At 56.4% G+C, this 24,819-nt stretch carries 20 protein-coding genes; 15 read left to right on the forward strand and 5 right to left on the reverse strand.

What is annotated here, in order from left to right; all coding sequences use genetic code 11:
• The first annotated feature begins 27 nt into the window (after positions 1 to 27).
• Both JJL52_RS14330 and JJL52_RS14335 read left to right on the forward strand, forming a co-directional pair.
• Positions 28 to 1,203, forward strand: coding sequence for an exonuclease/endonuclease/phosphatase family protein (locus JJL52_RS14330; protein WP_202053170.1), 1,176 nt, complete (start codon positions 28 to 30; stop codon positions 1,201 to 1,203).
• A 177-nt stretch (positions 1,204 to 1,380) separates the two neighbouring features.
• A complete protein-coding gene (locus JJL52_RS14335) occupies positions 1,381 to 1,809 on the forward strand; it encodes a DUF2721 domain-containing protein (protein WP_202053171.1) in 429 nt (142 codons plus the stop codon).
• Positions 1,810 to 1,878: 69 nt separating this feature from the next.
• Here the strand turns inward: JJL52_RS14335 and JJL52_RS14340 are convergent, their stop codons facing one another.
• Positions 1,879 to 2,850, reverse strand: a complete 972-nt coding sequence (locus tag JJL52_RS14340; RefSeq protein WP_202053172.1) for a CsgG/HfaB family protein — start codon at positions 2,848 to 2,850, stop codon at positions 1,879 to 1,881.
• Between the two features lie 365 nt (positions 2,851 to 3,215).
• Here JJL52_RS14340 and JJL52_RS14345 point away from each other — a divergent pair, with 365 nt between their 5' ends.
• The 10 genes from JJL52_RS14345 (at position 3,216) to JJL52_RS14385 (ending at position 11,705) form a co-directional block, all read left to right on the forward strand.
• Positions 3,216 to 4,163, forward strand: coding sequence for a 1-phosphofructokinase family hexose kinase (locus JJL52_RS14345; RefSeq protein ID WP_202053173.1), 948 nt, complete (start codon positions 3,216 to 3,218; stop codon positions 4,161 to 4,163).
• Between the two features lie 685 nt (positions 4,164 to 4,848).
• Entirely contained in the window at positions 4,849 to 5,070 is a 222-nt protein-coding gene (gene cydP, locus JJL52_RS21805; protein WP_436231525.1) for a cytochrome oxidase putative small subunit CydP, read from the forward strand.
• Positions 5,070 to 6,632: a cytochrome ubiquinol oxidase subunit I gene (locus tag JJL52_RS14350; protein WP_202053174.1), complete on the forward strand. Its 1,563-nt coding sequence runs from the start codon at positions 5,070 to 5,072 to the stop codon at positions 6,630 to 6,632. The genes cydP and JJL52_RS14350 overlap by 1 nt, the downstream gene beginning before the upstream one ends.
• Positions 6,625 to 7,764, forward strand: a complete 1,140-nt coding sequence (cydB, locus tag JJL52_RS14355; RefSeq protein WP_202053175.1) for a cytochrome d ubiquinol oxidase subunit II — start codon at positions 6,625 to 6,627, stop codon at positions 7,762 to 7,764. The genes JJL52_RS14350 and cydB overlap by 8 nt, the downstream gene beginning before the upstream one ends.
• A gap of 12 nt (positions 7,765 to 7,776) precedes the next feature.
• The gene (gene cydX / locus JJL52_RS14360; RefSeq protein WP_202053176.1) at positions 7,777 to 7,881 is read left to right on the forward strand and encodes a cytochrome bd-I oxidase subunit CydX; all 105 of its coding nucleotides are present in this window, start codon (positions 7,777 to 7,779) and stop codon (positions 7,879 to 7,881) included.
• A 133-nt stretch (positions 7,882 to 8,014) separates the two neighbouring features.
• Positions 8,015 to 8,443 carry a 50S ribosomal protein L13 gene (rplM, locus tag JJL52_RS14365; RefSeq protein WP_202053177.1) on the forward strand — a complete coding sequence of 143 codons (429 nt, stop codon included), beginning with the start codon at positions 8,015 to 8,017 and terminating at the stop codon, positions 8,441 to 8,443.
• An 11-nt stretch (positions 8,444 to 8,454) separates the two neighbouring features.
• Positions 8,455 to 8,847 (forward strand): 30S ribosomal protein S9, encoded by a 393-nt coding sequence (rpsI, locus tag JJL52_RS14370; protein WP_202053178.1) that lies wholly within the window; start codon positions 8,455 to 8,457, stop codon positions 8,845 to 8,847.
• Between the two features lie 191 nt (positions 8,848 to 9,038).
• Positions 9,039 to 9,770 carry a glycosyltransferase family 2 protein gene (locus JJL52_RS14375; RefSeq protein ID WP_202053179.1) on the forward strand — a complete coding sequence of 244 codons (732 nt, stop codon included), beginning with the start codon at positions 9,039 to 9,041 and terminating at the stop codon, positions 9,768 to 9,770.
• Positions 9,763 to 10,038 (forward strand): lipid-A-disaccharide synthase N-terminal domain-containing protein, encoded by a 276-nt coding sequence (locus tag JJL52_RS14380; protein WP_202053180.1) that lies wholly within the window; start codon positions 9,763 to 9,765, stop codon positions 10,036 to 10,038. Before JJL52_RS14375 ends, JJL52_RS14380 begins: the two co-directional genes overlap by 8 nt.
• A gap of 35 nt (positions 10,039 to 10,073) precedes the next feature.
• Positions 10,074 to 11,705, forward strand: a complete 1,632-nt coding sequence (locus JJL52_RS14385; protein ID WP_202053181.1) for an ArnT family glycosyltransferase — start codon at positions 10,074 to 10,076, stop codon at positions 11,703 to 11,705.
• A gap of 456 nt (positions 11,706 to 12,161) precedes the next feature.
• Here the strand turns inward: JJL52_RS14385 and JJL52_RS14390 are convergent, their stop codons facing one another.
• The 4 genes from JJL52_RS14390 to JJL52_RS14405 form a co-directional block, all read right to left on the reverse strand.
• Positions 12,162 to 14,405 carry a fused MFS/spermidine synthase gene (locus tag JJL52_RS14390; RefSeq protein ID WP_202053182.1) on the reverse strand — a complete coding sequence of 748 codons (2,244 nt, stop codon included), beginning with the start codon at positions 14,403 to 14,405 and terminating at the stop codon, positions 12,162 to 12,164.
• Between the two features lie 205 nt (positions 14,406 to 14,610).
• On the reverse strand, positions 14,611 to 17,316 hold the full coding sequence (gene polA / locus JJL52_RS14395) for a DNA polymerase I (RefSeq protein ID WP_202053183.1): 2,706 nt from the start codon (positions 17,314 to 17,316) through the stop codon (positions 14,611 to 14,613).
• A gap of 93 nt (positions 17,317 to 17,409) precedes the next feature.
• Positions 17,410 to 18,195 (reverse strand): hypothetical protein, encoded by a 786-nt coding sequence (locus JJL52_RS14400; RefSeq protein ID WP_202053184.1) that lies wholly within the window; start codon positions 18,193 to 18,195, stop codon positions 17,410 to 17,412.
• Positions 18,196 to 18,338: 143 nt separating this feature from the next.
• The gene (locus JJL52_RS14405) at positions 18,339 to 20,453 is read right to left on the reverse strand and encodes a RelA/SpoT family protein (protein ID WP_202053185.1); all 2,115 of its coding nucleotides are present in this window, start codon (positions 20,451 to 20,453) and stop codon (positions 18,339 to 18,341) included.
• Positions 20,454 to 20,568: 115 nt separating this feature from the next.
• On the opposite strand from JJL52_RS14405, the gene JJL52_RS14410 reads away from it, so the two are divergent.
• The 3 genes from JJL52_RS14410 to parC all read left to right on the forward strand — a co-directional run bounded on the left by JJL52_RS14410 (position 20,569) and on the right by parC (position 24,794).
• A complete protein-coding gene (locus JJL52_RS14410) occupies positions 20,569 to 21,891 on the forward strand; it encodes a UDP-glucose dehydrogenase family protein (protein WP_202053186.1) in 1,323 nt (440 codons plus the stop codon).
• A gap of 173 nt (positions 21,892 to 22,064) precedes the next feature.
• On the forward strand, positions 22,065 to 22,562 hold the full coding sequence (locus tag JJL52_RS14415) for an acyl-CoA thioesterase (RefSeq protein ID WP_202053187.1): 498 nt from the start codon (positions 22,065 to 22,067) through the stop codon (positions 22,560 to 22,562).
• Complete coding sequence (gene parC / locus JJL52_RS14420) at positions 22,563 to 24,794, forward strand: DNA topoisomerase IV subunit A (protein ID WP_202053188.1); 2,232 nt, start codon at positions 22,563 to 22,565, stop codon at positions 24,792 to 24,794.
• The last annotated feature ends 25 nt before the right edge of the window (positions 24,795 to 24,819 follow it).

Below are 24,819 nucleotides of genomic sequence, written 5' to 3' on the forward strand. Positions count from 1 at the left end.
TAAATTCTTATGTTAGGGAGAACTCTGATGAAACCTTTACTTCATTGCTTTACCCGGATAAGTCTGCTTTATCTCGCTTTTTCGGCGGCGGCCGATGCCAGGATTAATGTCATGACCCTGAACCAGTATCTGGGCGCCGACGTGACTCCGATTGTTACACCTGCGGATCCCGTCGCTTATAATCAGGGACTGGTTGCGGTTTTGACGCAAACCGCGCAGAGTGATTTCCGTGCCCGTGTCCTTGCTCAGGCTAATGCGATCGCTAAGCGCTTGCCGGACGTACTGGCTTTACAGGAAGTATGGGAGCTGCGGTGTCAGGATTTTGATTCGGATGCTACGAAAGGATGTGAGGACCCACAAATCGCGGGGGCTTTCACCGATCATCTGGCATTAACGTTGGCGGCGTTGAAAAAGAGAGGCGTCCAATACAAAAAGGCCGCCTTGATCAAGAATTTCGATCTGGAAAAACTCAATTTCCCGGGGGCTCCGGTTGCGGGCATCCCGTTTGTGATCAATGGGGTGCCTGCGTTCCTGGTCGCGGTTGACCGGGATGCAATTCTGGTTCGTAACCGTATCGAGGCTCAGGCGGTGATTTTTTCGTCTTCCTTATGCCCTAACCCTTCGGATGACGGTTGCCACTACTCCACCGCTGCCGAAGCATTAACTCCGGCCGGGCTATTACGGGTTGAAAGAGGCTTTACAGCCGTCGATGCAACAATTGCAGGCCAGGACTACCGGATATTCAATACCCATCTGGAAGTGAAAGGAGAGGACTTAGGTATTCCTCTATTTACTTCCTTTCAGGCGGCCCAGGCCGCCGAATTGATCCAAGTGATCGGTTTTTCAGCATCGGCGGACAGAAAAACGCTATTGCTTGGGGATATGAATTCCTCACCGGAACAGCAAAATCCGACTCCCGATATCATAACGCCTTACAATCAATTTATTGGCGCGCAATACCTTGACATTTGGAATTTACGGCCGGGGGATGTGCCGGGTTATACCTGTTGCCAAGAAGAGAATTTGCAAAATAGGAGGCCTACCCTGTCTGAGCGTATCGATATGATTTTTTCAGTGGATGATCCTTCCAAGGCCAATAAAATCCGTGTTATCGGCGATAATGCCTCAACAAAAGCCAAATCGCACGGCTTGCGTTTGTGGTTTTCCGATCATGCCGCTGTCGCCGCTACGTTACAGTTTTGAAATGAAACCTTTCCATAGACTTCATTCGAGAGACTGGAATACGACCGGATAGAAGCATGGGGTTATGGTAGTAGGCGCCTGCCGCGGACTGTCGGAAAGATGCGGCGTATCCGTACTGTCTTGTGCTATGCTCGAATGCTGATTCAATATAATTTCAGCAAAACTACACGAGAAAAAATGGAAGCCCTAGCCAATATTCCAACCGTTGCCCATGCGATTCAGCAAGCCGTCGCCCCGGTCTTTTTGCTGACCGGCATCGGCTCGATCTTAAGCGTGCTTGCCGGGCGCCTTGGCCGCGTGGTGGATCGTTACCGTCTGCTGAATAAAATGGAAGGCGATGCGCTGCAAGCGCATCGGGTCGAAATGCGCATGCTGTCGCAGCGGGCGCGCTGGAACCACTGGGCGATCTCCTTATGCACCGTCTCGGCCTTGTGCATCTGCCTGTCGATCGCGTTGCTGTTCATCGGCGCCGAATTGCGGATGGATCTTTCCGGCGCGGTGGCGCTGCTTTTCGTCGCGGCGATGCTGACGCTGATCGGCGGCCTGTTGTGTTTTCTTCGCGAGATTGCATTGGCAACCGGGGTGATTGAGGTTCGGAAGCTTTAGTTTTTTCGTTCTAACCCGACGCTTCTAACGAAGCGTCGGGAATGGCAACGCCCCCCAGGCGAACGTCTGTTACTTCTTCTTTCTTTTCTTCGAAACGGACCTAGGGACAACCGGATCTTCGCTAGCGGCAACATAAGCGCGCCCTTTCGCACGAAGCTGGTCGGACAGTTGCTTGAGGGTATCGTTCATCGCCGCCCGGGTGGCCTGACCCAAGGCGCTGGCCGCGAATGCGCTTTCGCCGCCGCCGACGCCGAACAGAGAGAAACCGCTGCTGGCCGATTCGGCGCTGAAACTGCCGTGGGAAACGATTGTGCCGATCATCCGACCGCTTTTGGGCTCGACCACCTGCAAGTCCATCCCGACCGCTCCGGTACGGCGGGCTTTGGTGTTCTCCCAGGTCGGGTTCGCGGCCGAAATCGCCGCGCCGGCAATGCCCGCACCGGGTGTGCCCGAAATCGCGCCGGCCACGCCCAGAACAGTACCGGCCCAGCCCAGCGAACCGCCTTGACGCTCGTTATTGGCTTCGGCCACTTCGCTGAATTCGGTGACGGTACCCTTGATCACGAACGGGCCCGCTTCGCCGGCGCGCAGCAACTTGGAGGGATTATCGGCGTTCTTCAGGTAATGATTGTAATCGATCACGACAACATTGCCGGAATTGCCCAAGGCACTCAGCAACTGCGCGGCAATGCCTTTTCCGACTTTATCGCTCATGCCCTGCAGAGGCGCCTCATAAGCCGTGGGAGCGGGACTGCCGCCGCGCGGACCGATCCAGCCGAAAGGCCCCCAACCGTAATAATTGCCGCTCGACTGGCCGCTGCTGGGAGGAGGGCCGCCTGCGGAACCGTCGGCGCCCATCTCCAGCGGTTCGACCGTCACCACGTACATGGGCTGAGTAGGATCGAAAGGAATCCGAACGGTTTCCACCTGCATCGAAGTCGGTGCCGTCGACGTGGCTTGCACCGACGCCTTGTCTACCGTGGCGGCGCAACCGGCGACGACAGCCGCGGCCACGCCGGTCGAAAAAATGCTTAATTTCATAATCTCTCCCCCGTAAAACGAAAAATGCCGGATGCTCCGCAAGTTCGGAAGCCTCGAGCCGCTGATTGCTGTATCACAAGCTCCATAGATTAGCATTGTCGATCAGGCGCGGCAATGTCGACCGCTGCGTCAGTGGATGGCTATATTTGACTCATCCCATTCGGCATCGGCTTCGCTTATACCGATACCGTTACGTTGCGTCCCGAGGCATTGCAAAGCCGGCCTTGCCACTCCGTCAAGCAAGCTGATTCCTGCTTATCCCGACGGCATTGTCGTTTATACTGGGCAGTTTTTTACGACATCCTCCGGGTGCCACGCATGATTGCGCATTATCCGCACACTGAAACAAGGGGTTCCGGCTGACCATGGCGAAAATCGTTTCAGTTACCGCCAACACCGCAATCGATCTACTGATCGAGGCGGATGGCCTATACCGTCTGGACAATTTAATTGCGGAATCCAGCCGCGAATTCGCCTGCGGCAAGGGCATCAATGCGGCGAAGGCGGTCGAGTCGCTCGGCCACCCGGTCATTTGCCTGGGCTTTGCGGGACGGCAATCGATCGGCCCGTTCAACGCGCTGAACTCCGGTCTGCTGCATACCGACCTGATCGCGGTCGAGGGCAAAACCCGAACCAATATCACGCTGAGCGACCGCAGCGCAGGCCGGGAAACGCATATTCGAACGCCCGGCTATCGGGTGACGCCCGAGGATTGCAGGGGTCTGGCCGAAAAAATCGAAGCTTCGGTGCTGGCCGGCGATATCGTGATCCTGAGCGGAAGCCTCCCCGCAGGCGCGCCCGACGATTTTTACCGAACGCTGATCGGCATGTGCCGCCGAAAATCCGCAGTCACCTTTCTGGACAGCAGCGGCCGGAGCCTTGCGGAAGGAATCAAGGCCGGCCCGGACCTGATCAAGCCCAATTTGCAGGAATTGGAAGAATTGGCCGGCACCGGGTTGAAAACAACTTCGGCCGTGCTGAAGGCGGCGCGCTCCCTGCTCGGCCTGGGTATCGGGCGGATTTGCGTCTCGCTGGGCGACGAAGGCGTTTTGGCGGTCGATGCCGCGAGCGCATTGGCGGGCCGGGTAAGGCCGTGTCCGATCGAAAAGGCGACCCAAGTCGGCTGCGGCGATGCGCTGGTCGCGGGGCTGGCGGTGGGACTGCTGCGCCGCCTGCCCTGGGATGATTGCGTCAGGCTGGGCATTGCCTGCGGCACAGCCAATCTGTACTCGCCCGAACCCGGCCGTTTTAACGCCGAGAGAGCCGCCGATATTCTTACGGAAGTTGAAATTACACCGAATTTAAGCGGATAAATTAACGCGAAGAAGCCAATTGCCGCAGATCCGACAATAGTCAGTACACTGACCAGGATCAGCACGAGCAGCGCGATATCGAAACCTTTGCCGCCCGGCGTGCCGGACTGAAAGATGATATACAGCCAGTGCCGCCAACCTTGCAGGCGCGATTTCATGCCGATATTCCCGACCCTCTGCCTGGCTGTTTTGAGCGTTCATTATTCATGATGTCATTATCGTATTGTTCGGGTAATTTCATCCACGCGGCCCGCCACCCGCGACAGGTTCTGCGGTCAAGGATCGGCCGGATTCGGACGTGCGTGCCGCGCCAGCCGATCGATACGCTCTGCGCCCTAAAGCCGCCGGCTCAGTTTCATTCCTCAATTTGAAACAAATTTATGTTTCACAAGAAACATTGCCGAAACAAAACATCTGCGAAAAACCCGTTGTGTGCGGAGGCGGGCGGCGGAAACCGGGATTCCGGAATTATGGCATGGTGCTTGCCATATGTCATTCCGAGAGCAAAGCCAATGCTTATCCGTTATCCTCATCCTCGCCTTTTCCGGAACGGCGCCGTCCGTGAAGGAAAAGGCCCTTTTTTGCCGGCCGCGGGCTTCCCGCCGGGGAAACGAATCTGTACTGAACGCCTCGCAGCCGATTTTGTCTTCGGTAAGTTACGCTGAAAATCCATTCGAGACCCACTATGCCGAAACTTCAGAGGTCCTTCCGCCGCCCCAAAAAACCGGACGGCCCCGGCAATGCAAATTTGGCGCGCGATCTTACATTGGCTCTATTTATCAAATTTTGTTTGCTAGGTATTTTATGGTGGGCTTTTTTCGCGGGGAAGAAAGTTCCGGTTGATGCGGGCAGCGTAGCGCAAGCCCTGCTGAATCCTTCAATGAACCGTTTACAGGAGAAACCCTGATGATTGTCGATGAGGTCGTCGAACTGTCGCGTCTGCAATTCGCGCTGACCGCAATGTATCATTTTTTATTCGTGCCGTTGACGCTCGGGCTGTCGTTTTTGCTGGCGATCATGGAGTCGGTCTATGTGATGACCGGCCGGCTGATTTACAAGGACATGACCCGCTTCTGGGGCAAGCTGTTCGCGATTAATTTCGCGATGGGCGTGATGACCGGCATTACGCTCGAATTTCAATTCGGCACCAACTGGGCTTATTACTCGCACTATGTCGGCGATATTTTCGGCGTGCCGCTGGCTATCGAAGGCATGATGGCATTCTTTCTCGAATCGACCTTCGTCGGTTTGTTCTTTTTCGGCTGGGACAAGCTCAGTAAATTCCAGCATTTGTGCACGACCTGGCTGCTGGCCTTGGGTACCAGCCTGTCGGCGCTGTGGATCCTGATCGCGAACGCCTGGATGCAGCACCCGATCGGCGCCGCATTCAACTACGATAGGATGCGGATGGAGTTGACCAGTTTCGAAGATCTGTTTTTCAACCCGGTCGCGCAGGTCAAGTTCGTGCATACGGTGGCGGCGGGCTATGTGACCGGCTCGATGTTCGTGCTCGGGATCAGCGCCTATTACCTGCTGAGAGGCCGCGACAGCGCCTTTGCGCGGCGCTCGTTCCGGATCGCGGCCGGTTTCGGCCTGGCCTCGGTGCTGTCGGTGATCGTGCTCGGCGACGAAAGCGGTTATACGATCGGCGAAGTGCAAAAGGTCAAGCTCGCCGCGATCGAAGCCGAATGGGAAACCGAAAAGCCGCCGGCATCGTTCACGCTGATCGGTTTTCCGAATGAGGAAACGATGCGCACCGACTATGCGATCAAATTCCCCTGGGTAATGGGCCTGATCGCCACGCGCTCAGTCGACGAACCGGTGCTCGGACTGAAGGAGATACTGAATACGAATCGCGAGCGGATCAAGAACGGCATGATCGCCTATGAGAACCTGCAGATCATCCGCCAGGACAAAAACAACGCCGCCGCTAAAGCCGAGTTCGAGGCGCACAAGGCCGATCTCGGCTACGGACTGCTACTAAAACGCTATGCGCCGAACGTCGTGGATGCGACGCCGGAACAGATCGAAACCGCGACCCGCCATTCAGTGCCGAAAGTCTCACCGATTTTTTGGAGCTTCCGGATCATGGTGTTCTGCGGCGTCACCATGCTGTTCATCTTCGCGGCTGCATTTTATTTCAACGCCAGGCGCACCGCGCACACTAAGCGCTGGCTGCTGCGTCTGGCGTTTTACGGAATTCCGCTGCCGTGGATCGCTTCCGAACTGGGCTGGGTGGTGGCCGAATACGGCCGGCAGCCCTGGACTATCGCCGAAATTCTGCCGACTCACCTGAGCAGTTCGAGCCTCAATGTCGAGCAACTGCATCTGAGCCTGGCGGGTTTCGGGTTTTTCTATACGGTGCTGCTGGTCATCGAACTGTTCCTGATGGTCAAATACATCCGCCTGGGGCCGAGCAGCCTGCATACCGGCCGTTACCACTTTGAACAGGAGAAAGGCCATGCTTGATTTCGAAACCTTGCGATTGATCTGGTGGGGCATTCTGGTCTTTCTGGTGTGCGGCTTCGCGGTGCTGGACGGTTTCGATCTCGGCATCGGCATTCTGCTGCCGTTCGTCGGCAAAACCGACGACGAACGCCGGGTGATATTGAATACGGTCGGACCGACCTGGGAAGGCAGCCAGACTTGGCTGATTACGCTGGGCGGCATCAGTTTCGGCGCCTGGTCGATCGTGTACGCGGCATTTTTCTCCGGACTTTATACCGGCTTGCTGGTGCTGCTGTTCGCGTTGTTTCTGCGTCCGGTCGGTTTCGACTACCGGAGCAAGCTGCCGAATCCGCGCTGGCGCAATGCCTGGGACTGGGCTTTGTTCATCGGCGGCCTGGTACCGGCGACGGTGCTGAGCCTCGCGGCCGGCAATCTGATCATGGGCCTGCCGTTCCAGCTTACTAATGAACTGCGCTCGGTTTATTCGGGCGGCTTCTGGGATTTGTTCCACCCTTTCCCATTGCTATGCGCCGTCACCGGCGTTGCCCTGTTCACCTTACACGGCGCAGTGTTTTTGCACTGGCGCACCGAGGGCGCATTGGCGGAGCGCGCGTTGCGGGTGATCCGCTGGAGCAGTCCGCTCTTCGCGGCCGGCTTCGTACTGGCCGGCATCTGGGTCGGACTCGACATGGACGGCTACCGGATCGTTTCGCCGATCGACACCTCCATAGCCGCAAACCCTTTGGCCAAAACAGTCATCAAGGCGCCGGGCCTGTGGCTGAATAATTACCGTCTCTTTCCCTGGCTGGCTGCGGCGCCGATAGTCGTATTGGCCGGTTCCTGGCTGGTCGTCAAGTGCAGCGGGGGAAGCCGTCATGGAGCGGCATTTGCCGTCAGCAGCCTGATGACGATCGGCGCGATCGTGACGGCGGGCGGTTCGATGTTTCCGTTCATCATGCCGTCGAGCACCCATCCGTACAGCAGCCTGACGGTTTGGGACGCAAGTTCGAGCCAATACACGCTGCAATTGCTGCTGGCCGCCACGGTAGCGCTGATGCCGATCGTGCTGGTTTATACGATCTGGGTATACCGGGTACTGCGCGGCAAGGTAACGGTGGAACACATCCGCGGCAACGAACATACGCTTTATTAATAGAGGTGCATCATGTGGTATTTCGCTTGGATATTGGGCGTGAGTCTGGCCTGCGCGCTGGCGGTGATCAACGCCATGTGGCTGGAACTGGGCGACAACGCCGAACAGGACGAGTAATTTTCAAAATTATTGCTGACATTTCGGCCTTTTACGATCAGTTAAAGCACAAATCAGCTTGAAAACTCGTTGACAATTTAGTAGAATTCTCAGTCTTTTTTATTGTTCCTTTAAAAGCAAGACCGAACTTACGATGAAAACATTTAGTGCAAAACCTGCAGAAGTTAAGCGCGATTGGTACGTGGTTGATGCGGAAGGGAAGACGCTTGGCCGTCTTGCTTCTGAGATTGCACGTCGTCTGCGCGGCAAACACAAGCCCGAATATACGCCCCACGTGGATACCGGGGATTACATCATTGTCGTGAATGTCGAAAAAATCGGCGTGACCGGCAACAAGGAAAAGGACAAGTTGTATCATCACCATACCGGCTATATCGGCAATCTGAAAACCGTCAGCCTCGGCAAGTTGAGAAAGACTTACCCTGACCGCATCCTGACCACCGCCGTCAAAGGCATGCTGCCGAACAATCCGCTCGGCCGCGCGATGTTCAAGAAGTTGAAAGTCTATTCCGGCCCGGAACACGGTCATCAGGCGCAACAGCCCAAAGTATTAGAATTTTAAGCGAGTAATCCATGGCAGCAGCTCAATATTACGGAACAGGTCGTCGTAAAAGTGCAGTAGCACGGGTATACGCCACCAAAGGCACCGGCAAAATCACCATCAATCAAAAATCGCTCGAAGAATACTTCGGCCGCAAGACCGATCAAATGGTCTCCCGTCAACCGCTGGAATGCGTGAAGATGGAAGGCGAATTCGACGTCAACGTGATCGTCAAAGGCGGCGGCCCATCCGGCCAAGCCGGAGCGATCCGTCACGGCCTGACCCGCGCCCTGATGGAATACGACGAAGCCTTACGCCAGACCCTGCGTAAGGCAGGCTACGTCACCCGCGATTCGCGCGTGGTCGAACGTAAGAAAGTCGGCTTGCACAAAGCCAGAAAACGCCCGCAATACTCCAAACGTTAAGCTTTCGGGCATTTTGCGAGTGGCTAGGGCCGCTCATCGAAAAAGGCTGCATTTTATCGGATGCAGCCTTTTTTATTGCTCGAAATTACTGAAAAACTAAATCATTCTCAAATCCGCCCGGATTGTGGGCGGTTGTCATAATTTCGTAAAATTTACCTCGTATAGTATTCGATTCCCTGCAAAACGCCTCAATGAAAATTTCCATCGTCGTTCCCGTCCATAATGAAGCCGGCAATATTTTGCCGCTGATCGAAGAAATCGAAGCGGCCATGGCGCAAGCCGAAGCTTATGAGATCATTTACGTGAACGACGGCAGCCGCGATCGGACCGAAACCGAACTGAAAGAAGCCATGCAGCGCTGCAAGGCGTTGCGCGTGATCCGGCACCGGCAAAGCTGCGGCCAAAGCACGGCGGTCCGCAGCGGCGTAAAGGCTGCGGCTTATCCCTGGATCGCCACGCTGGACGGCGACGGACAAAACGATCCCGCCGACATTCCCCGTCTGTACGAGACATTACTTGAAAAGAACCTGAACAACGACAACTTATGGATGATTGCAGGCTGGCGTAACAAGCGCTACGATTCGAAATGGCGCCTGTTCTCGTCCAAATTCGCAAACGCAGTCAGGTCCACGCTGCTCGGGGACAATACGCCGGACACCGGCTGCGGCCTGAAAGTATTCTCCCGGGACAAATTCCTGGAACTGCCTTATTTCGACCATATGCACCGGTTTTTGCCGGCACTGGTGATTCGGGCCGGCGGCGCGGTCGTTTCCGAGCCGGTCAATCATCGGCCGCGCGGCGTCGGCGTATCCAACTACGGCACGCTCGATCGCCTGTGGGCGGGCATCACCGATCTGCTGGGCGTGATCTGGCTGCAAAAACGCGCAAAATTACCGGAGATAAACGAAATTGAACTTGGATAAAGAAACCCTTTGGCTGGCTGTCGGCTTTCTGGGCCAGGCCCTGTTCTCCGCGCGTTTTCTGGTACAATGGATCCAGAGCGAAAAGCAGAAAAAAAGCGTGTTCCCGATCGCCTTCTGGTATTTCAGCATCGCCGGCGGCATCACTCTGCTGGCCTATGCGGTCTATCGGCAAGATCCGGTTTTCATCCTCGGCCAAGCCAGCGGACTGTTCATCTATCTCCGCAACCTTTATTTCGTAATCTACGAACGTCGGCAGCTTAACGCCTGAGCTTCCACCTGAATCCGCCCGGCACAGGCCACTCTATGTATCATTTTCTGCCCGTCAGAAGCTGGGTATTCGTCATCTGGGCGGTACTCGTCAGCGTTGCGCTCTATGCCAGGCCTTTACTGCCGGTTGATGAAACCCGCTATGCGGCGGTGGCCTGGGAAATGTGGCTGCGCAACGATTTTCTGGTGCCGCACCTGAACGGTGAACTTTACAGCCACAAACCGCCGCTGTTGTTCTGGCTGATGCAGCTGACCTGGCTGCTATTCGGCGTCAATGACTGGTCGTTGCGGCTCGTATCGCCGCTGTTCGCGCTGGGTACCGTTTATCTGACTTCCGCCATCGCCCGGTTATTATGGCCGGAGCGCAAAACAGTCGCCGACATGGCGCCGATCATGCTGCTGGGTTCGGGCTTCTGGATCGTTTTCAGCACGTTGACCATGTTCGACATGATGCTGGCGTTTTTCGTCGCCCTCGGCATTTACAGCCTTTTGAAACTGGCCGACGCGGGACTGACGCTGCCGCGCTGGCTGCTGCTCGGCGCCGCCGTCGGAGGAGGCGTGCTCTCCAAAGGCCCGGTGGTCCTGCTGCACTTATTGCCGGTGGCGTTGGCTGCGCCCTGGTGGCACCGCGAACTCCGGCCCGGATCCTACTGGAGGCTGTGGTATGCCGGGCTCGCCTTCAGCATTCTGCTGGGCGCCGCGATTGCGCTGTGCTGGGCGCTGCCGGCCGGCATGGCGGGCGGTGAAGTTTACCGGAATGCGATCTTCTGGGGACAAACGCAGGGGCGCCTGGTCGAGTCGTTCGCACACCGGTTACCGTGGTGGTGGTATGCGCAATTTATGCCGGCCGTGTTATTACCCTGGCTATTGATGAAACCGATCTGGCAGGGCCTGAAAACGTTGAATCCGAAGGACGCGGGCCTGCGCTTCTGTGCGGCCTGGGGCGTGCCGCTGTTTATCGTGTTTTCGGCGATCAGCGGTAAACGTATCCACTACCTGCTGCCGATGTTTCCGTTATTGGTTCTGGTGCTGGCCAAAGCGGCGGCACAGGCCGACGAGGGACAAGCCGACTGGCGGCGCGCCCACCAATGGGTAACGGCCTTATTGGCGCTGCTCGGCGGCGTAATGGCAGCCACACCCTGGATCGACGGATTCACGGGTCGCAACCCGGAATTGTCGGCATTGTCCCCCCTATGGGGTACGGGCGTATTGCTTGTGGCGGGATTATTATGGCGCTACCGGGCTCAAAATGCCCCGGAGTCGGTTTTTGCCGTCAGCACCGCCATTGTGATCAGCGTACTGAGTATCTCTTCGGCGGTTTTTTCCGTTATCGGCGAACGCTTCGACACGCGCCCCATCGGCACCAAAATTGCCGAAGTTTTAAATCAGGGCAAGGAAGTGGCTTATATGGGCGCCGTCTATCACGGTGAATATATTTTTACCGGACGCTTGACGAAACCCGTTAAGGTCTTTCACGTTTTCCCCTTGCTTGATGAATGGATGCCCGAGCATCCGGATGATTATTTACTGATGCGTTTTAAAAGGGAATCCGATTTGCCGGCGCGATTCCCGTATTATCGGCATCGCTATAAGAACACCTATATGGCGGTGGTACCGATTCGGGAATTCCTGGAGCATCCCGAGCTGAAAAAGATATTGTATTATTAATGCCGGACTCTGGTTTTGCCCACTGCGTCCCTCCTCCCCCCATGTCGTTAAGATTAAGCCGGAATATCAGGCCGCTGAATGAAGCGGCAAAGCTGGCTTTGTCAACTCATTTGCAAAACCGGCTTTGCAACCCTTCGGGCTAAACTTAGGATTTCGTCAAAAACACCTTTCCCCTTTAAAAAGGGGAACTTCGTCAAAAACACCTCCCCCTTTGAAAAAGGGGGATCGAGGGGGATTTATTTAAAAAATCTCCCCGGCCCCTCTTTTTCAAAGAGGGGAGGTGAATAATCCGCTTTTCGAATTCCCTGTTTTTTCCTACCAGCTCCTTAACCACACCCCCCTCTAGGCGAAACAGCATTTAGCGACGACTTCTGCGGCAGGCCCATTACGCAAAAAGCCCGTCCTTCCGATAGAAGGACGGGCTTTTTTACTTTTTCCGAAACTATCCCGGAGAGCCTATTTCCAGATCGTCACGATATTGGTGAAATCGTCGGTCCACGGCTTCAGACCGAAGGTGATCGGCAATTTCTGCCATTTACCGAGGCCGCTGGCACGCAGCGGATCCAGCGTTTCCGGCTTTTCCGCCATCACGACCCAGTCGGTGGCCGCGACCAGCGGGATTTCCTGCTGAGGGACGAATTCCTGCAGCAGCGCATCATAGTGCAACTGCTTGGCGTGGTCGGCCAGCACTTTCTTCAGTGCCAGATGCCGGTTGGTGATGTGCAGCGCCAGGATGCCGTTCGGCTTCAGTTTTTTGAAATAGAGTCGGATCGCCTCCTGGGTCAGCAAATGCGTCGGGATCGAATCGGAGCTGAATGCGTCGATGACGTACAGATCGAATTTTTGATCCGGCTCTTTTTCGAGCGACAGGCGCGCATCGCCGACTTTCATGTTGACTTTCGGATTGCAGCGGCTGATGTAGGTGAAATATTTCGGATTGCTTGCGACATCGACGACCAGCGGATCGAGCTCGTAAAACGTCCAGTTTTGCGTGGGTTTCGCATAACAGTTCAATGTACCCGCGCCGAGGCCGACGACGCCGATTTCCCAATTTTGATCGACGTTGTCGAATACACTGAACACCTGCCCGATGGGTCCCGGCCGGCTGAAATAGGTCAACGGCGTCAAAGCCTGGTCCGAGTTGACCCGTTGCGCGCCGTGCTTGGTCGTGCCGTGGTAAAACTCGTGAAATCTTTCCGGCCGGCCTGCTTCATCGGTCAGCACGCTTTCCCGAACCGACAGTACGCCGAAGAAGGTGCGTTCCTGGTACAGCGTATTCGACAGCAGGCCGTGCAGCCCCATCGTGAAAAAAATCAGAATGCCGGTCGACAAAGCCAGCGTCAGCGGCTGACCTCTGAATGCATACAGCAAGCCGGCCAACAAAATCAGGCCGACACCGATCGTATCGAGATATTCCGGCAAATTCCCGACCCCCAGATACACCGCGATCCCGAATACGAGCAGCACGGCCGGGAACAGCGCCTGTTTCAGCCAGTCAAGCTTCTCCGCACCGATCGACAGTTTCAAGCCCGGACGCAACAGCAAGGCGGCCACGATCATGATCGGGTATTCGTAAACGCCGTTGAACACGAACGGCGCGACGAAGGTATTGAACATGCCTCCGAGCATGCCCGCGAACGACATGATCAGATAATAGGTCGTCAGGTGCCGTGTATGCGGCCGGGCCTTGGCCAGTTCGCCGTGGCAGACCATCACCGCGATGAAGAACGCGGCCAGATGCAGGGCCAGATTGACCCAGTACGGAATGATCGCCGGATTGATGAACGAATAGGCGATGAACGGCAGCAAGACCATCGGCTGCAGCTTGACCATCCACGGATGGATCGCATCGTGCCATTTCGAAAACACGATGATGAAGGTCAACAGGTAAAGCGTCAGCGGAATGATCCACAACAGCGGCACCGAAGCGATATCGGTGCTGATGAAATTGGTCAGGCCGAGCAGCAGGCTGGACGGCACGAACGCCAGGGCCAGCCAATGCAGTTGGGTATAAGGATTTAGATCGTTATCGCTCCCGCTTTCCTCCTCGACGATCGGATTCAGCCGATGCGACTTCCACAGCGCGAACGCGCAGCCGGCAATCAACAGACACAGCAGCCCGTAACCGATGCTCCAGTTGGCTCGTTGGCTGTCCAGTCCGATATTCGGCTCCAGCAAAAACGGATAACTCAGCAGCGCGATCAGGCTGCCCGCATTGCTGGCTGCATAGAGGTAATAAGGATCATGGCTGGTATGGTGGCCGACGTTCGCAAACCATTTCTGGATCAAGGGGGCAGTCGTCGAAACCACGAAAAAAGGCAAGCCGATCGCGATGAACAGCGTCCAGAGCAGCCAGAAGGTCGGATTGCTTTCGGTCGGCGGCGCCGCGTTTTCGGGCATCGCGACCGGCAACGCCAACAGACTGACCAGAATCACCGCGCCGTGAATCAGCACCTGCCGATGCGTGTTTTGCCGCGTCGAAATCAGGTGCGCATACAGATAGCCGAGGAACAGCAACGTTTGATAGAACACCATGCAGGTATTCCAGACCGACGGCGATCCGCCCAGCAACGGCAGCAGGATCTTGCCGAACATCGGCTGCAGCACGAACATCAACGACGCGCTGGCGAACAGGGTGACGGCAAATAAAAGGATCAGGGACAGGCGGCGGTCGTTCGAGTTTTCTAAAGACGGACTCATGGTGGATAAAGCATTCGCTGTTTAGTTATTATTCTTTGAAGGGCTTATTATTTTTTTGAGGCGCTAATGATAAAGCATTTGGTTGTCGTTGAGGCACTTTATTAGGACGGCCCTTAAACGGACGGTCACATATCCGAACAAAAATAATATTTCCGCGGTATCGGCCTGCTTTTATGCGGGCCGTATTACTCACCCGGATTCGGCATCAATGCGCCTCGTCCCAGTTATCGCCGACGCCGACATCGACGAGCAACGGCACTTTCAAGTCGGCGGCGTAGCTCATGATCGACTCGATTTTCGCCCGGCAGTAGTCGAGCTGGTCTTCGGCGACCTCGAACACCAGCTCGTCGTGGACCTGCATGATCATTTTCGCGTCCGTCCGCTCCTCGGCCAGCCAGCGGTCGACCGCGATCATCGCCCGCTTGATGATATCCGCCGCGGTGCCCTGCATCGGCGCATTGATCGCGGTGCGCTCGGCATACTGGCGCTGCGCGGCGTTGCGCGAGTTGATATCGGGCAGGTACAGGCGGCGGCCGAACAGCGTCTCGACATAGCCCTGCTCCCGGGCCTGGGCCCGGATCGAATCCATGTAAGCCTTCACGCCGGGATAGCGCTCGAAATACAGGTCGATATACGACTGCGCCTTGCCCCGCGGCAAGCCGAGCTGTTGGGCGAGACCGAACGAGGACATCCCGTAGATCAGCCCGAAATTGATCGCCTTGGCCGAACGGCGCAAATCGTGCGTCACCCGATCCGGCGGCACCCCGAACACGTCCGCCGCGGTAGCGGTATGCACATCCACGCCGTCGCTGAACGCGCGCAGCAATCCCGCATCGTCGGACAGATGCGCCATGATGCGCAGCTCGATCTGCGAATAGTCGGCCGCGAGAAGCTTGAAACCGCGCGGCGCGATAAATGCCTTGCGGATCTTGCGTCCTTCCCCGTTCCGGATCGGAATGTTTTGCAGGTTCGGATCCGAGGACGACAGCCGCCCGGTCGCGGCGACCGCCTGATGGTAGGAAGTATGAATCCGGCCGGTCTTCGGGTCGACCTGTTCGGGCAACCTGTCGGTATAGGTCGATTTGAGCTTGCTGAGGCCCCGGTGTTCGAGGATCAACCGGGGCAAGGGATAGTCGACGGCCAGTTCCTGCAGCACCGACTCGTCGGTGGATGGCAGGCCCTTCGGCGTTTTCTTCAGCACCGGCAACTGCAGCCGGTCGTACAGGATTTCCTGGATCTGTTTCGGCGAGCCGAGGTTGAAGCTGTGCCCGGCCAGTTCGTGCGCATGCTGTTCGAGGCTGACGATCTGGCTGGCCAGCTCCAGGCTTTGCTGCGCGAGCATTTCGGTATCGATCGCGACGCCGTTGCGCTCGATCCGGGCCAGTACGCTGACCAGCGGCATCTCGATCTCGTGGTAGAGCCGGTACAGCGCATCGTGTTCGGCAAGCTGCGGGCACAGTTTACGGTGCAGGCGCAAAGTAATGTCCGCATCCTCGGCCGCGTAAGGAGCGGCCTGCTCGATCGGGATTTCCTCGAACGACAGTTGCTTCGCGCCCTTGCCGGCGATGTCCTCGTAGCGGATCGTGTCGACGTCGAGGTATTTCTTGGCCAGGTCGTCCATGTTGTGCCGGGTGGCGGTGCTGTTATAGACGTAGGACTCCAGCATCGTGTCGTGCGCGATGCCTTGCAGGCCGATGCCCTCGTTGGCCAGCACATGCAGGTCGTATTTGATGTTCTGGCCGAGCTTGGCCTTGTCCGGATTTTCCAGCAGTGGACGCAGCCTCTCCAGCACGTGCGCCTTGTCGAGCTGTTCGGGCGCGCCGGGATAGTCGTGCGCGAGCGGCACATAGGCCGCATGGCCGGATTCGACCGCGAACGACACGCCGACGATCTGCGCCTTGCTGTAATCGAGGCTGGTCGTTTCGGTGTCGAAAGCGAACAGCTCGGCTTTCTCCAATTTCTCCAGCCAGCGTTCGAATTGTTCTTCCGTCAAAACCGTTTCGTATTCGGCTTTGCCGGCAAAAGTGTCCGGCGCGGCTACAGAAGGCGCGGACGTCTCGCTGCCGAGCGCCTTCAGCCAGGTCGTGAAGCCGAATTCGGACAGCAGCGGTCTCAGTTCGGCCGAGTCGATCGGTTTGCGCGTCAGTTCGTCGATCTCGTACGGCAATTCGACTTCGCACTTGATCGTGGCCAACTGCTTCGACAGCGGCAGCTGATCGAGGCTCGCACGCAGATTCTCGCCGATTTTGCCGGTAATCTTGTCCGCGTTCGCGACCAGATTGTCCAGCGTGCCGTATTGTTCGAGCCATTTCGCGGCCGTTTTCGGACCGACCTTCGGCACGCCCGGAATGTTGTCGACCGTGTCGCCGATCAGCGCCAGATAATCGACGATCTGGTCCGGCCGGACGCCGAATTTTTCGATTACGCCCTGGACGTCCATCCGGACGTTGTTCATCGTGTTTTCGAGCGAGATGTGCTCGTTGACCAGCTGCGCCATGTCCTTGTCGCCGGTCGAAATGATCACCTGATAGCCCAGTTTTTCGGCTTTCTGGGCCAGACAGCCCAGCACATCGTCCGCCTCGATCCCCGCCTCGATGATCAACGGCAGCCCCATCGCCTTCACCATCCGGTGCAGAGGCTCGATCTGGCAGCGCAGGTCGTCCGGCATCGGCGGCCGGTGCGCCTTGTAGTGCTCGTAAAGGTCGTGCCGGAAATTGTTGCCGGGCGCGTCGAAAACAACCGCGAAATGCGCGTCGGGATAATCGCCGAGCATCTTTTTCAGCATGTTCGAAACGCCGTAGACAGCATTAGTCGCCAGGCCCTGCGGACTGGTCAAGGGCGGCAGCGCATGATAAGCGCGGTACAGGAAAGACGAGCCGTCGACGAGAATCAGGCGTTTCGGAGCATTCATAAAAGCGGGCAAAAAAGGTAAAGGCGCAAGGCTAAAGGAAAAAGGCGCAAGACGCAAGGCTGAGGCAGACTCCGTAGGTCCGATTACGCTGCGCTAACCGGACCTACGCGGGCTTCCAGCGGCGACCATATTATGCAGGCGGTTCAAGGGAATTAGTATCGGTTCTGGGCGAACGCTGAGCATGATGTCTAGCTTTGGATGTCGGACAGCAAAAATAAATCTATGTTCAAGCTGATGTTCATCACGTTTTTCCTTCCGAAAAATCGCGCGTAACAATGCATCGTTGGCATGCGGGATTCGCTCGACATCCTCTACGTTCTCTATCCTATACTCGCGACTCTCAACGTATTCAACTGGATTATCCATCATCAAAACCTGAAGAGAAAGATTGGCTATTGGAAGTGATTCGACAATCCTTCTGGAATGGTCCGACAGACAATCTAGCGTGAGTGTATTGGCAAGTGCATTTCCAATCGTGTCTCTGAAGGCGATGCGATCGGTAATCTCCCAGAATGAATCATAAGTAGAGTCAAACCGGGCAGCTTGATCTAGCGAAGGTGACGCCTCAGGTGGTGTAACTGAAACGCAGAAAATATAAACATTGTTCACCGTAGCAACGACCTTGGCATTCTGTTTTGGGATTATCGTTACGCCATTACCTCCGATAGCCCCGCCAGATAGACGATCACTTACTGCACTAGTAAGTGGTATTTCAACACCTTCCTTAATAGTAATTTTATGGGTTCCTTCACCATCATCAGCTATGGAAAACTTGGGATCCATATGACGGTAATACTCGAGCGTTCCAAGTTTAATGGATGTGGCACCTAACGCCACGTTGTATTGACGAGGACAATATTTTATTAGGCGGTTACTCATAAAACTACTCCACTTTTTTTATTAATGAATTACTTAGCAGCCATTCAATTAATGAGTTCGCCTAACGGCAAATGATAGATATTAGTATCGATTACGATCGAGTCTGAATTAAAAAAATTTTTGGCCTAAATTAAAATTTACACCTAAACCGTCTGCCGCCGCGAAACCTCGACGATGTTCGGCAGACAACTGATCCGGTTCAATACCTGGCTCAGCTGGCCGATGTTTTCGATCTGGATGGTCAGGTTCAGATCGGCCGAAAAGTCGGGATGCGTGTTCAGCGAGGCATTCGAGATATGAATCTTCGAATGAGCCAGAAGCTGGGTCACGTTGCTGAGCAAATCCTTGGCGCTCTGGGCCTGGATCCGAATCGGCACCGAATAATAAGATTTGTCGCCGCCCCATTCGACCCGGATCAGCTGCGCCTGCTTTTCGGGCGGCAAGTGCAGGATATTCTCGCAGCTCACTCTATGGATAATGATGCCTTTTTTGTGCGAAATATAACCGATGATCTCGTCGCCCTGCACCGGCGAACAGCAGTGCGCGAACGTGGTCAGCACGTTGTCGATCCCGTCGACAGTGACCGCCGATTTGGCTGACGGCTTTTTCTGCTGCACCTTGGCGGGCGGTATTTCCAGCTCGGAAATTTTGAAAAACGCGGCGAGCTGACGGCTGTTGATGTCGCCGCGACCGATCGCCTCGAAAAACCGGTCTTTGTCGGTATGTTTGAAGTGTTTCGCCAGCTCGTTCAGATTGACCATTTTCAGGCCGAGCCGCTGCACTTCCTTATCCAATATGCTCTTCCCGGTTGCGATGTTCTGCGCCATCTGCTGGTTCTTGAACCAGCTCTTGACGCGCCCGATCGCGTGCGGCGATTTCAGATAACCCAGATTCGGATCGATCCAGTTGTGGTTCGGGCCGCCTTCTTTCGCGGTCAGAATCTCGACCTGTTCGCCCGATTTCAGCGCATAGGTCAACGGGGTGATCCGCCCGTTCACTTTGGCGCCGCGGCAACGGTGACCGATTTCGGTGTGGATCGCATAGGCGAAATCGAGCGGCGTCGAACCTTTGACCAAATCGATCAGCTTGCCCGCCGGGGTCAGCACATAAACGCGGTCGGAGAACAGTTCGGTTTTGAAATCCTCGGCCAGGGTCTCGTCGTTGTCCTTTTCTTCGAGTAGCTTGCGCAAGGAGGCGATGTTTTTTTCGACCGCAGCGTTGTGCTTGCCGCCTTCCTTATAGGACCAGTGCGCCGCGACGCCCATTTCGGCGAACTCGTGCATTTCGCGGGTGCGGATCTGCACCTCGATCCGGTTGCCTTCGTTGTCGACGATGACCGTGTGCAGCGACTGGTAGCCGTTTTCCTTGGGGTTGGCGATGTAGTCGTCGAACTCTTTCGGAATGGTCTGCCAGAGGCTGTGTACGAGGCCCAGCACGGTATAGCACTGAGTCAGATTGGTCACGATCACGCGCACGGCCAGAAGATCGTACAGTTCCTCGATGTCGAGCTGCTTTCGCTGCATCTTTTTCCAGATGCTGTAGATGTGCTTCGGCCTTCCGTACACTTCGGCGGTGATGCTTTCGAGGCCGAGCGCGGCGTTCAGCTGCTCGATGAAACGGTTCACGCAGCGCTCGCGCTCCGTCCGCTTGTCGGCCAGCGACTTGGCGATGCTCTTGTAGACCAGGGGCTCCAGGTAGCGGAACGCCATGTCTTCGAGCTCCCATTTGAACTGGTGAATCCCCATCCGGTTCGCAAGCGGCGCATAAATGTCGAGCGTTTCGCGCGCGATGAAGTGGCGCACTTCTTCCGGCTCGCCCGCGAGGCTGCGCAGCCGCTTGATCCGGTAGGCCAGCTTGATCAATACTGCCCGCACGTCGTGCGTCATCGAGAGCAGCATCCGGCGCAGGGTTTCGGTCTGGTTCGGCTGGTGCGTCATCTCAGGCGTGTAAACGGACAGCTTGTTCAGCCAGTTCACGTCCTTGACCAGGGAATCGACTGTTTCGCCGAACAGGCCGACGATGTCCGGCCGGGGATCCAGGGCAGTTAGCCGCGGGTCGCTTAGAATGGCCGCCAGCGTCGTTTTCAGATCGACATGAAAATCCGTTAAAATGGCCGCCACTTCAAACCCTTTCGGACGATAATAATGAGGATCGTCGGGAATTTGGGCGATAATGGCAAGCGCCTGGTTCAGCTGTTCGCAGTCGGGCGCGGAAAACCCGTCCAACAGCGATTTATTGGGATCGATTTTTTTCGACATTATCAAGGAAAATGCAAGAGCCGCTACGGACTTTTGACCCGATTACTCGGAAACGTATGGCAGGCGTTGTCGCCATTTATAATCAAATTCTTCTTTTAATAATAAAACGAATAAAATGAAAATTACAGTATTCGGTAGCGGTTATGTCGGTTTGGTGACGGGCGCCTGTCTGGCGGATGTCGGTAACCAGGTCGTTTGCATGGATATAGATGCGGAAAAAATCGCCAAGTTGCAGCAGGGGGGGATTCCGATCTTCGAACCGGGCCTCGACGCGATGGTCAGGGAAAATCAGGCGGCAGGCCGCCTTCGATTCACGACCGACGTGAAGGAAGCGGTTGAGCACGGCGTTTTCCAGTTCATCGCGGTCGGCACCCCGCCCGACGAAGACGGCTCGGCCGATTTGCGTTATGTGCTGGCCGTCGCCGAAAGCATCGCCGAATACATGACCGATTATCGAGTCGTGATCGATAAATCGACCGTGCCGGTCGGCACCGCCGACAAGGTCCGGGCAAAGATCGGCGAAGGACTGGCAAAACGCGGCGAAGAAATCGAATTCGACGTGGTTTCAAATCCGGAGTTTTTAAAGGAAGGAGCGGCGCTGAACGACTTCATGCGCCCCGACCGGATCATCATCGGCGCGGACAATCCGCGCACCGCGGAATTGCTTAGAGCGCTGTATGCGCCGTTCAACCGCAGCCACGACCGGATCATCACGATGGACGTGCGCTCCGCCGAACTGACCAAGTACGCGGCCAACGCGATGCTGGCCACCAAGATCAGCTTCATGAACGAGCTCGCGAATCTGGCCGAATATCTGGGCGCCGATATCGAACAGGTCCGCCAGGGCATCGGCTCGGACAGCCGGATCGGCTACAGTTTCATCTATCCCGGCTGCGGTTACGGCGGCTCCTGCTTTCCGAAGGATGTGAAGGCGCTCGAACGCACCGCGCGCGAACAAGGCTATCATGCCGAACTGTTGAACGCGGTCGAAAATGTGAACAATCGCCAAAAGAACCGGCTGTTCGAAAAAATTGCCGATTATTACCAGGATAAGCTCGAAGGCAAGGTTTTCGCGCTTTGGGGGCTCGCCTTCAAGCCCGATACCGACGACATGCGCGAAGCGCCGAGCCGGGTGGTGATCGAAAGCCTGTGCGGAGCCGGCGCGGCCGTTCAGGCCTACGATCCCGAAGCGCTGGCCGAAGCCCGGCGGATTTACGGCGACAATCCGCGTTTGAAACTCTGCGCTTCGCCCCACGAAGCCTTGGAGAATGCCGATGCGCTAATTATCGTGACCGAATGGAAGGAATTCAGAAGCCCCGATTTCGACGCGTTGAGCCGCTCGCTGCGCGACAAAGTGATCTTCGACGGCCGCAACATGTACGAGCCCCGGTTTGTACGCCGCAGCGGTCTGGATTATCATGCCATAGGCAGACCTTAATCAATACTGTTATGATAAAAGTATGATAAGGCGCGCCGCGGAGCGTACCCGGAACTTAACTATCGGAAAAACCGCCGAAAAGGAGAAGTATTGCGTTTCCTGTCCGATCTTCGAGATCACATTCCTAACTCTCCCTCCTGTGGAAGACCTCAACCATTTTTTTAACGCCCAACATGACTAAACAAGAGAAATCCCTCGCGATGACCGTGCTGATGACGCCGGACATGGCCAATTTCGCCGGCAATGTGCACGGCGGTTCGCTGCTGAAACTGCTCGACCAGGTTGCCTATGCCTGCGCGGCGAAATACTGCAAGAATTACGTCGTGACCGCGGCGCTGGATCAGGTGTTTTTCAAGGAAAATATCAACGTCGGCGATCTGGTGACCTTTTATGCGCATGTGAACCATGTCGGCCGTTCCTCGATGGAGGTGGGGATCAAGGTGGTCGCCGAAAATCTGACGACCCACGAAAAGCGGCACACGACTTCCTGCTATTTCACGATGGTCGCGATCGACGGGCACGGGCACAGCATCGAAGTGCCCCAATTGGAACTCGAAAACGATATCGAGCGGCAGTTGTTCAAAGATGCCGAACAGCGTAAGAAAAATCGTGAGGAATTGCTCGAAAAAAACCGCGCGATCCGGGTCGATCTGCCGGAGGGGCTGCTCTAAGTGGGCATTCAGGACAATTTCGAGCAGCTGCCTTTAAAAGAGTTTGCCGAGAAAGCCTACCTCGATTATTCGATGTATGTGATTCTGGATCGGGCGCTGCCGCATATCGCGGACGGCCTGAAGCCGGTCCAGCGGCGGATCGTGTACGCGATGTCGGAGCTGGGCCTGACCGCACTGGCCAAATATAAAAAATCGGCCCGCACGGTTGGCGACGTGCTCGGCAAATATCACCCGCACGGCGATTCGGCCTGCTACGAGGCAATGGTGCTGATGGCGCAGGATTTTTCCTACCGTTATCCGCTGATCGACGGCCAGGGCAACTGGGGTTCGCCGGACGATCCGAAATCGTTCGCGGCGATGCGTTACACCGAATCTCGCCTGACTCAATACGCGCAGACCTTGCTCAGCGAACTCGGCCAGGGCACCGTCGAATGGACCGATAATTTCGACGGCACGCTGAAAGAACCGGAACTGCTCCCCGCCCGGCTCCCGAATGTGCTGCTGAACGGCACGATGGGCATTGCGGTCGGGATGGCGACCGACATTCCGCCGCACAACCTGCGCGAAGTCGCGGCGGCCTGCATTCGGCTGCTCGACGACCCGGACAGCACGCTCGACCAGTTGCTTGAACATATCCAGGGTCCCGATTACCCGACCGACGCCGAGATTGTCTCGACGAAAGACGACATACGCAAGATGTACCTGAACGGCGGCGGCTCGATCAGGATGCGCGCGAAATACGAAGTCGAGGACGGCAACATCGTGATTACCGCGCTGCCGTATCAGGTTTCCGGTTCCAAGCTGATGGAGCAAATCGCCGCGCAAATGCTCGCGAAAAAGCTGCCCATGATCGAAGATTTGCGCGACGAGTCAGACCATGAGAACCCGACTCGCCTCCTGGTGATCCCGAAGTCGAAACGCACTGACACCGACGCAGTGATGTCGCACCTGTTCGCGACCACCGATCTCGAAAAAAGCTACCGCGTCAACCTGAACATGATCGGCCTGGACAACCGGCCGCGGGTCAGGGATCTTCGCGAAATTCTGGTCGAATGGCTGCAATTTAGGACCGAAACGGTCCGGAAGCGCCTTCAGCACCGCCTGGATAAAGTGCTAGCGCGCCTGCACATCCTCGAAGGCCTGTTGATCGCCTACCTGAACATCGACGAAGTGATCAAGATCATCCGTGAGGAAGACCATCCTAAACCGGTGCTGATGGCGCGCTTCGGAATCACCGACATTCAGGCCGAGGCCATCCTGGAACTGAAGCTGCGCTATCTTGCCAAACTCGAAGAAATGAAGATCCGCGGCGAACAGGACGAACTGCAGCAGGAACGCGCCGCGCTCGAAAAAACGCTCGGTTCGCCGCGCCTGTTGAACCGGCTGATCCGCAAGGAACTCGAACGCGACGCGGAAAAATACGGCGATGCCCGCCGCTCGCCGATCGTCGAGCGGGAAGCCGCGCAGGCGATGGAAACAACCCAGTTGATCAACAACGAACCGCTGACTGTGATCCTATCGCAAAAAGGCTGGATCCGGGCCGCGAAGGGCCACGACTTCGACGTCGACAGCCTGAACTACCGGGCCGGCGACAGTTTTCTGGAAGCGGTCAAATGCCGCTCGACACAACCGGTTTACCTGCTCGACTCGACCGGCCGCGCCTACAGCACGACCACGCACGACCTCCCCTCGGCCAGATCGCAGGGCGAACCGTTGACCGGACGCCTGAATCCGCCGCCCGGCGCGCTGTTTGCGCATCTTCTGGCAGGCGATCCGGACGACTGGTATCTGGTCGCGAGCAGTTACGGCTACGGTTTCCGGGTGCAGCTGAAAGAATTTTACAGCAAAAACAAGGCCGGCAAAGTCCTGCTGACGCTGTCGGAAGGCGCCAAAGCGGTCAAACCTGTCGAACTCCACAGTGAGGATGATCTGCTCGCGGTCGCAACCCTGCAGGGACGCTTATTGATATTTCCGACGCATGAACTGCCCGAACTGGTCAAAGGCAAGGGCAACAAGCTGATCCAGATTCCTACGGAGGATCTCGCGGCCGGCAAGGATGCGGTAGCCGCGGTGGCGGCACTGCCCGCAAACGGCCAGTTGAAAATCACCGCAGGCAAGCGCCAGTTGACATTGAAAGAGGGAGACATCGCCCAATATATGGGCGCGCGCGCAAAGCGCGGCCTGCACCTGCCGCGCGGATTCCAGCGGGTCGAGGCGCTGGAGGCCGAATGAAAAAATAGGCCTCGGTATGAATTAG

Origin of the sequence: Candidatus Methylomicrobium oryzae, from assembly GCF_016745425.1 — a bacterium.
GTDB lineage: Bacteria > Pseudomonadota > Gammaproteobacteria > Methylococcales > Methylomonadaceae > Methylomicrobium > Methylomicrobium oryzae.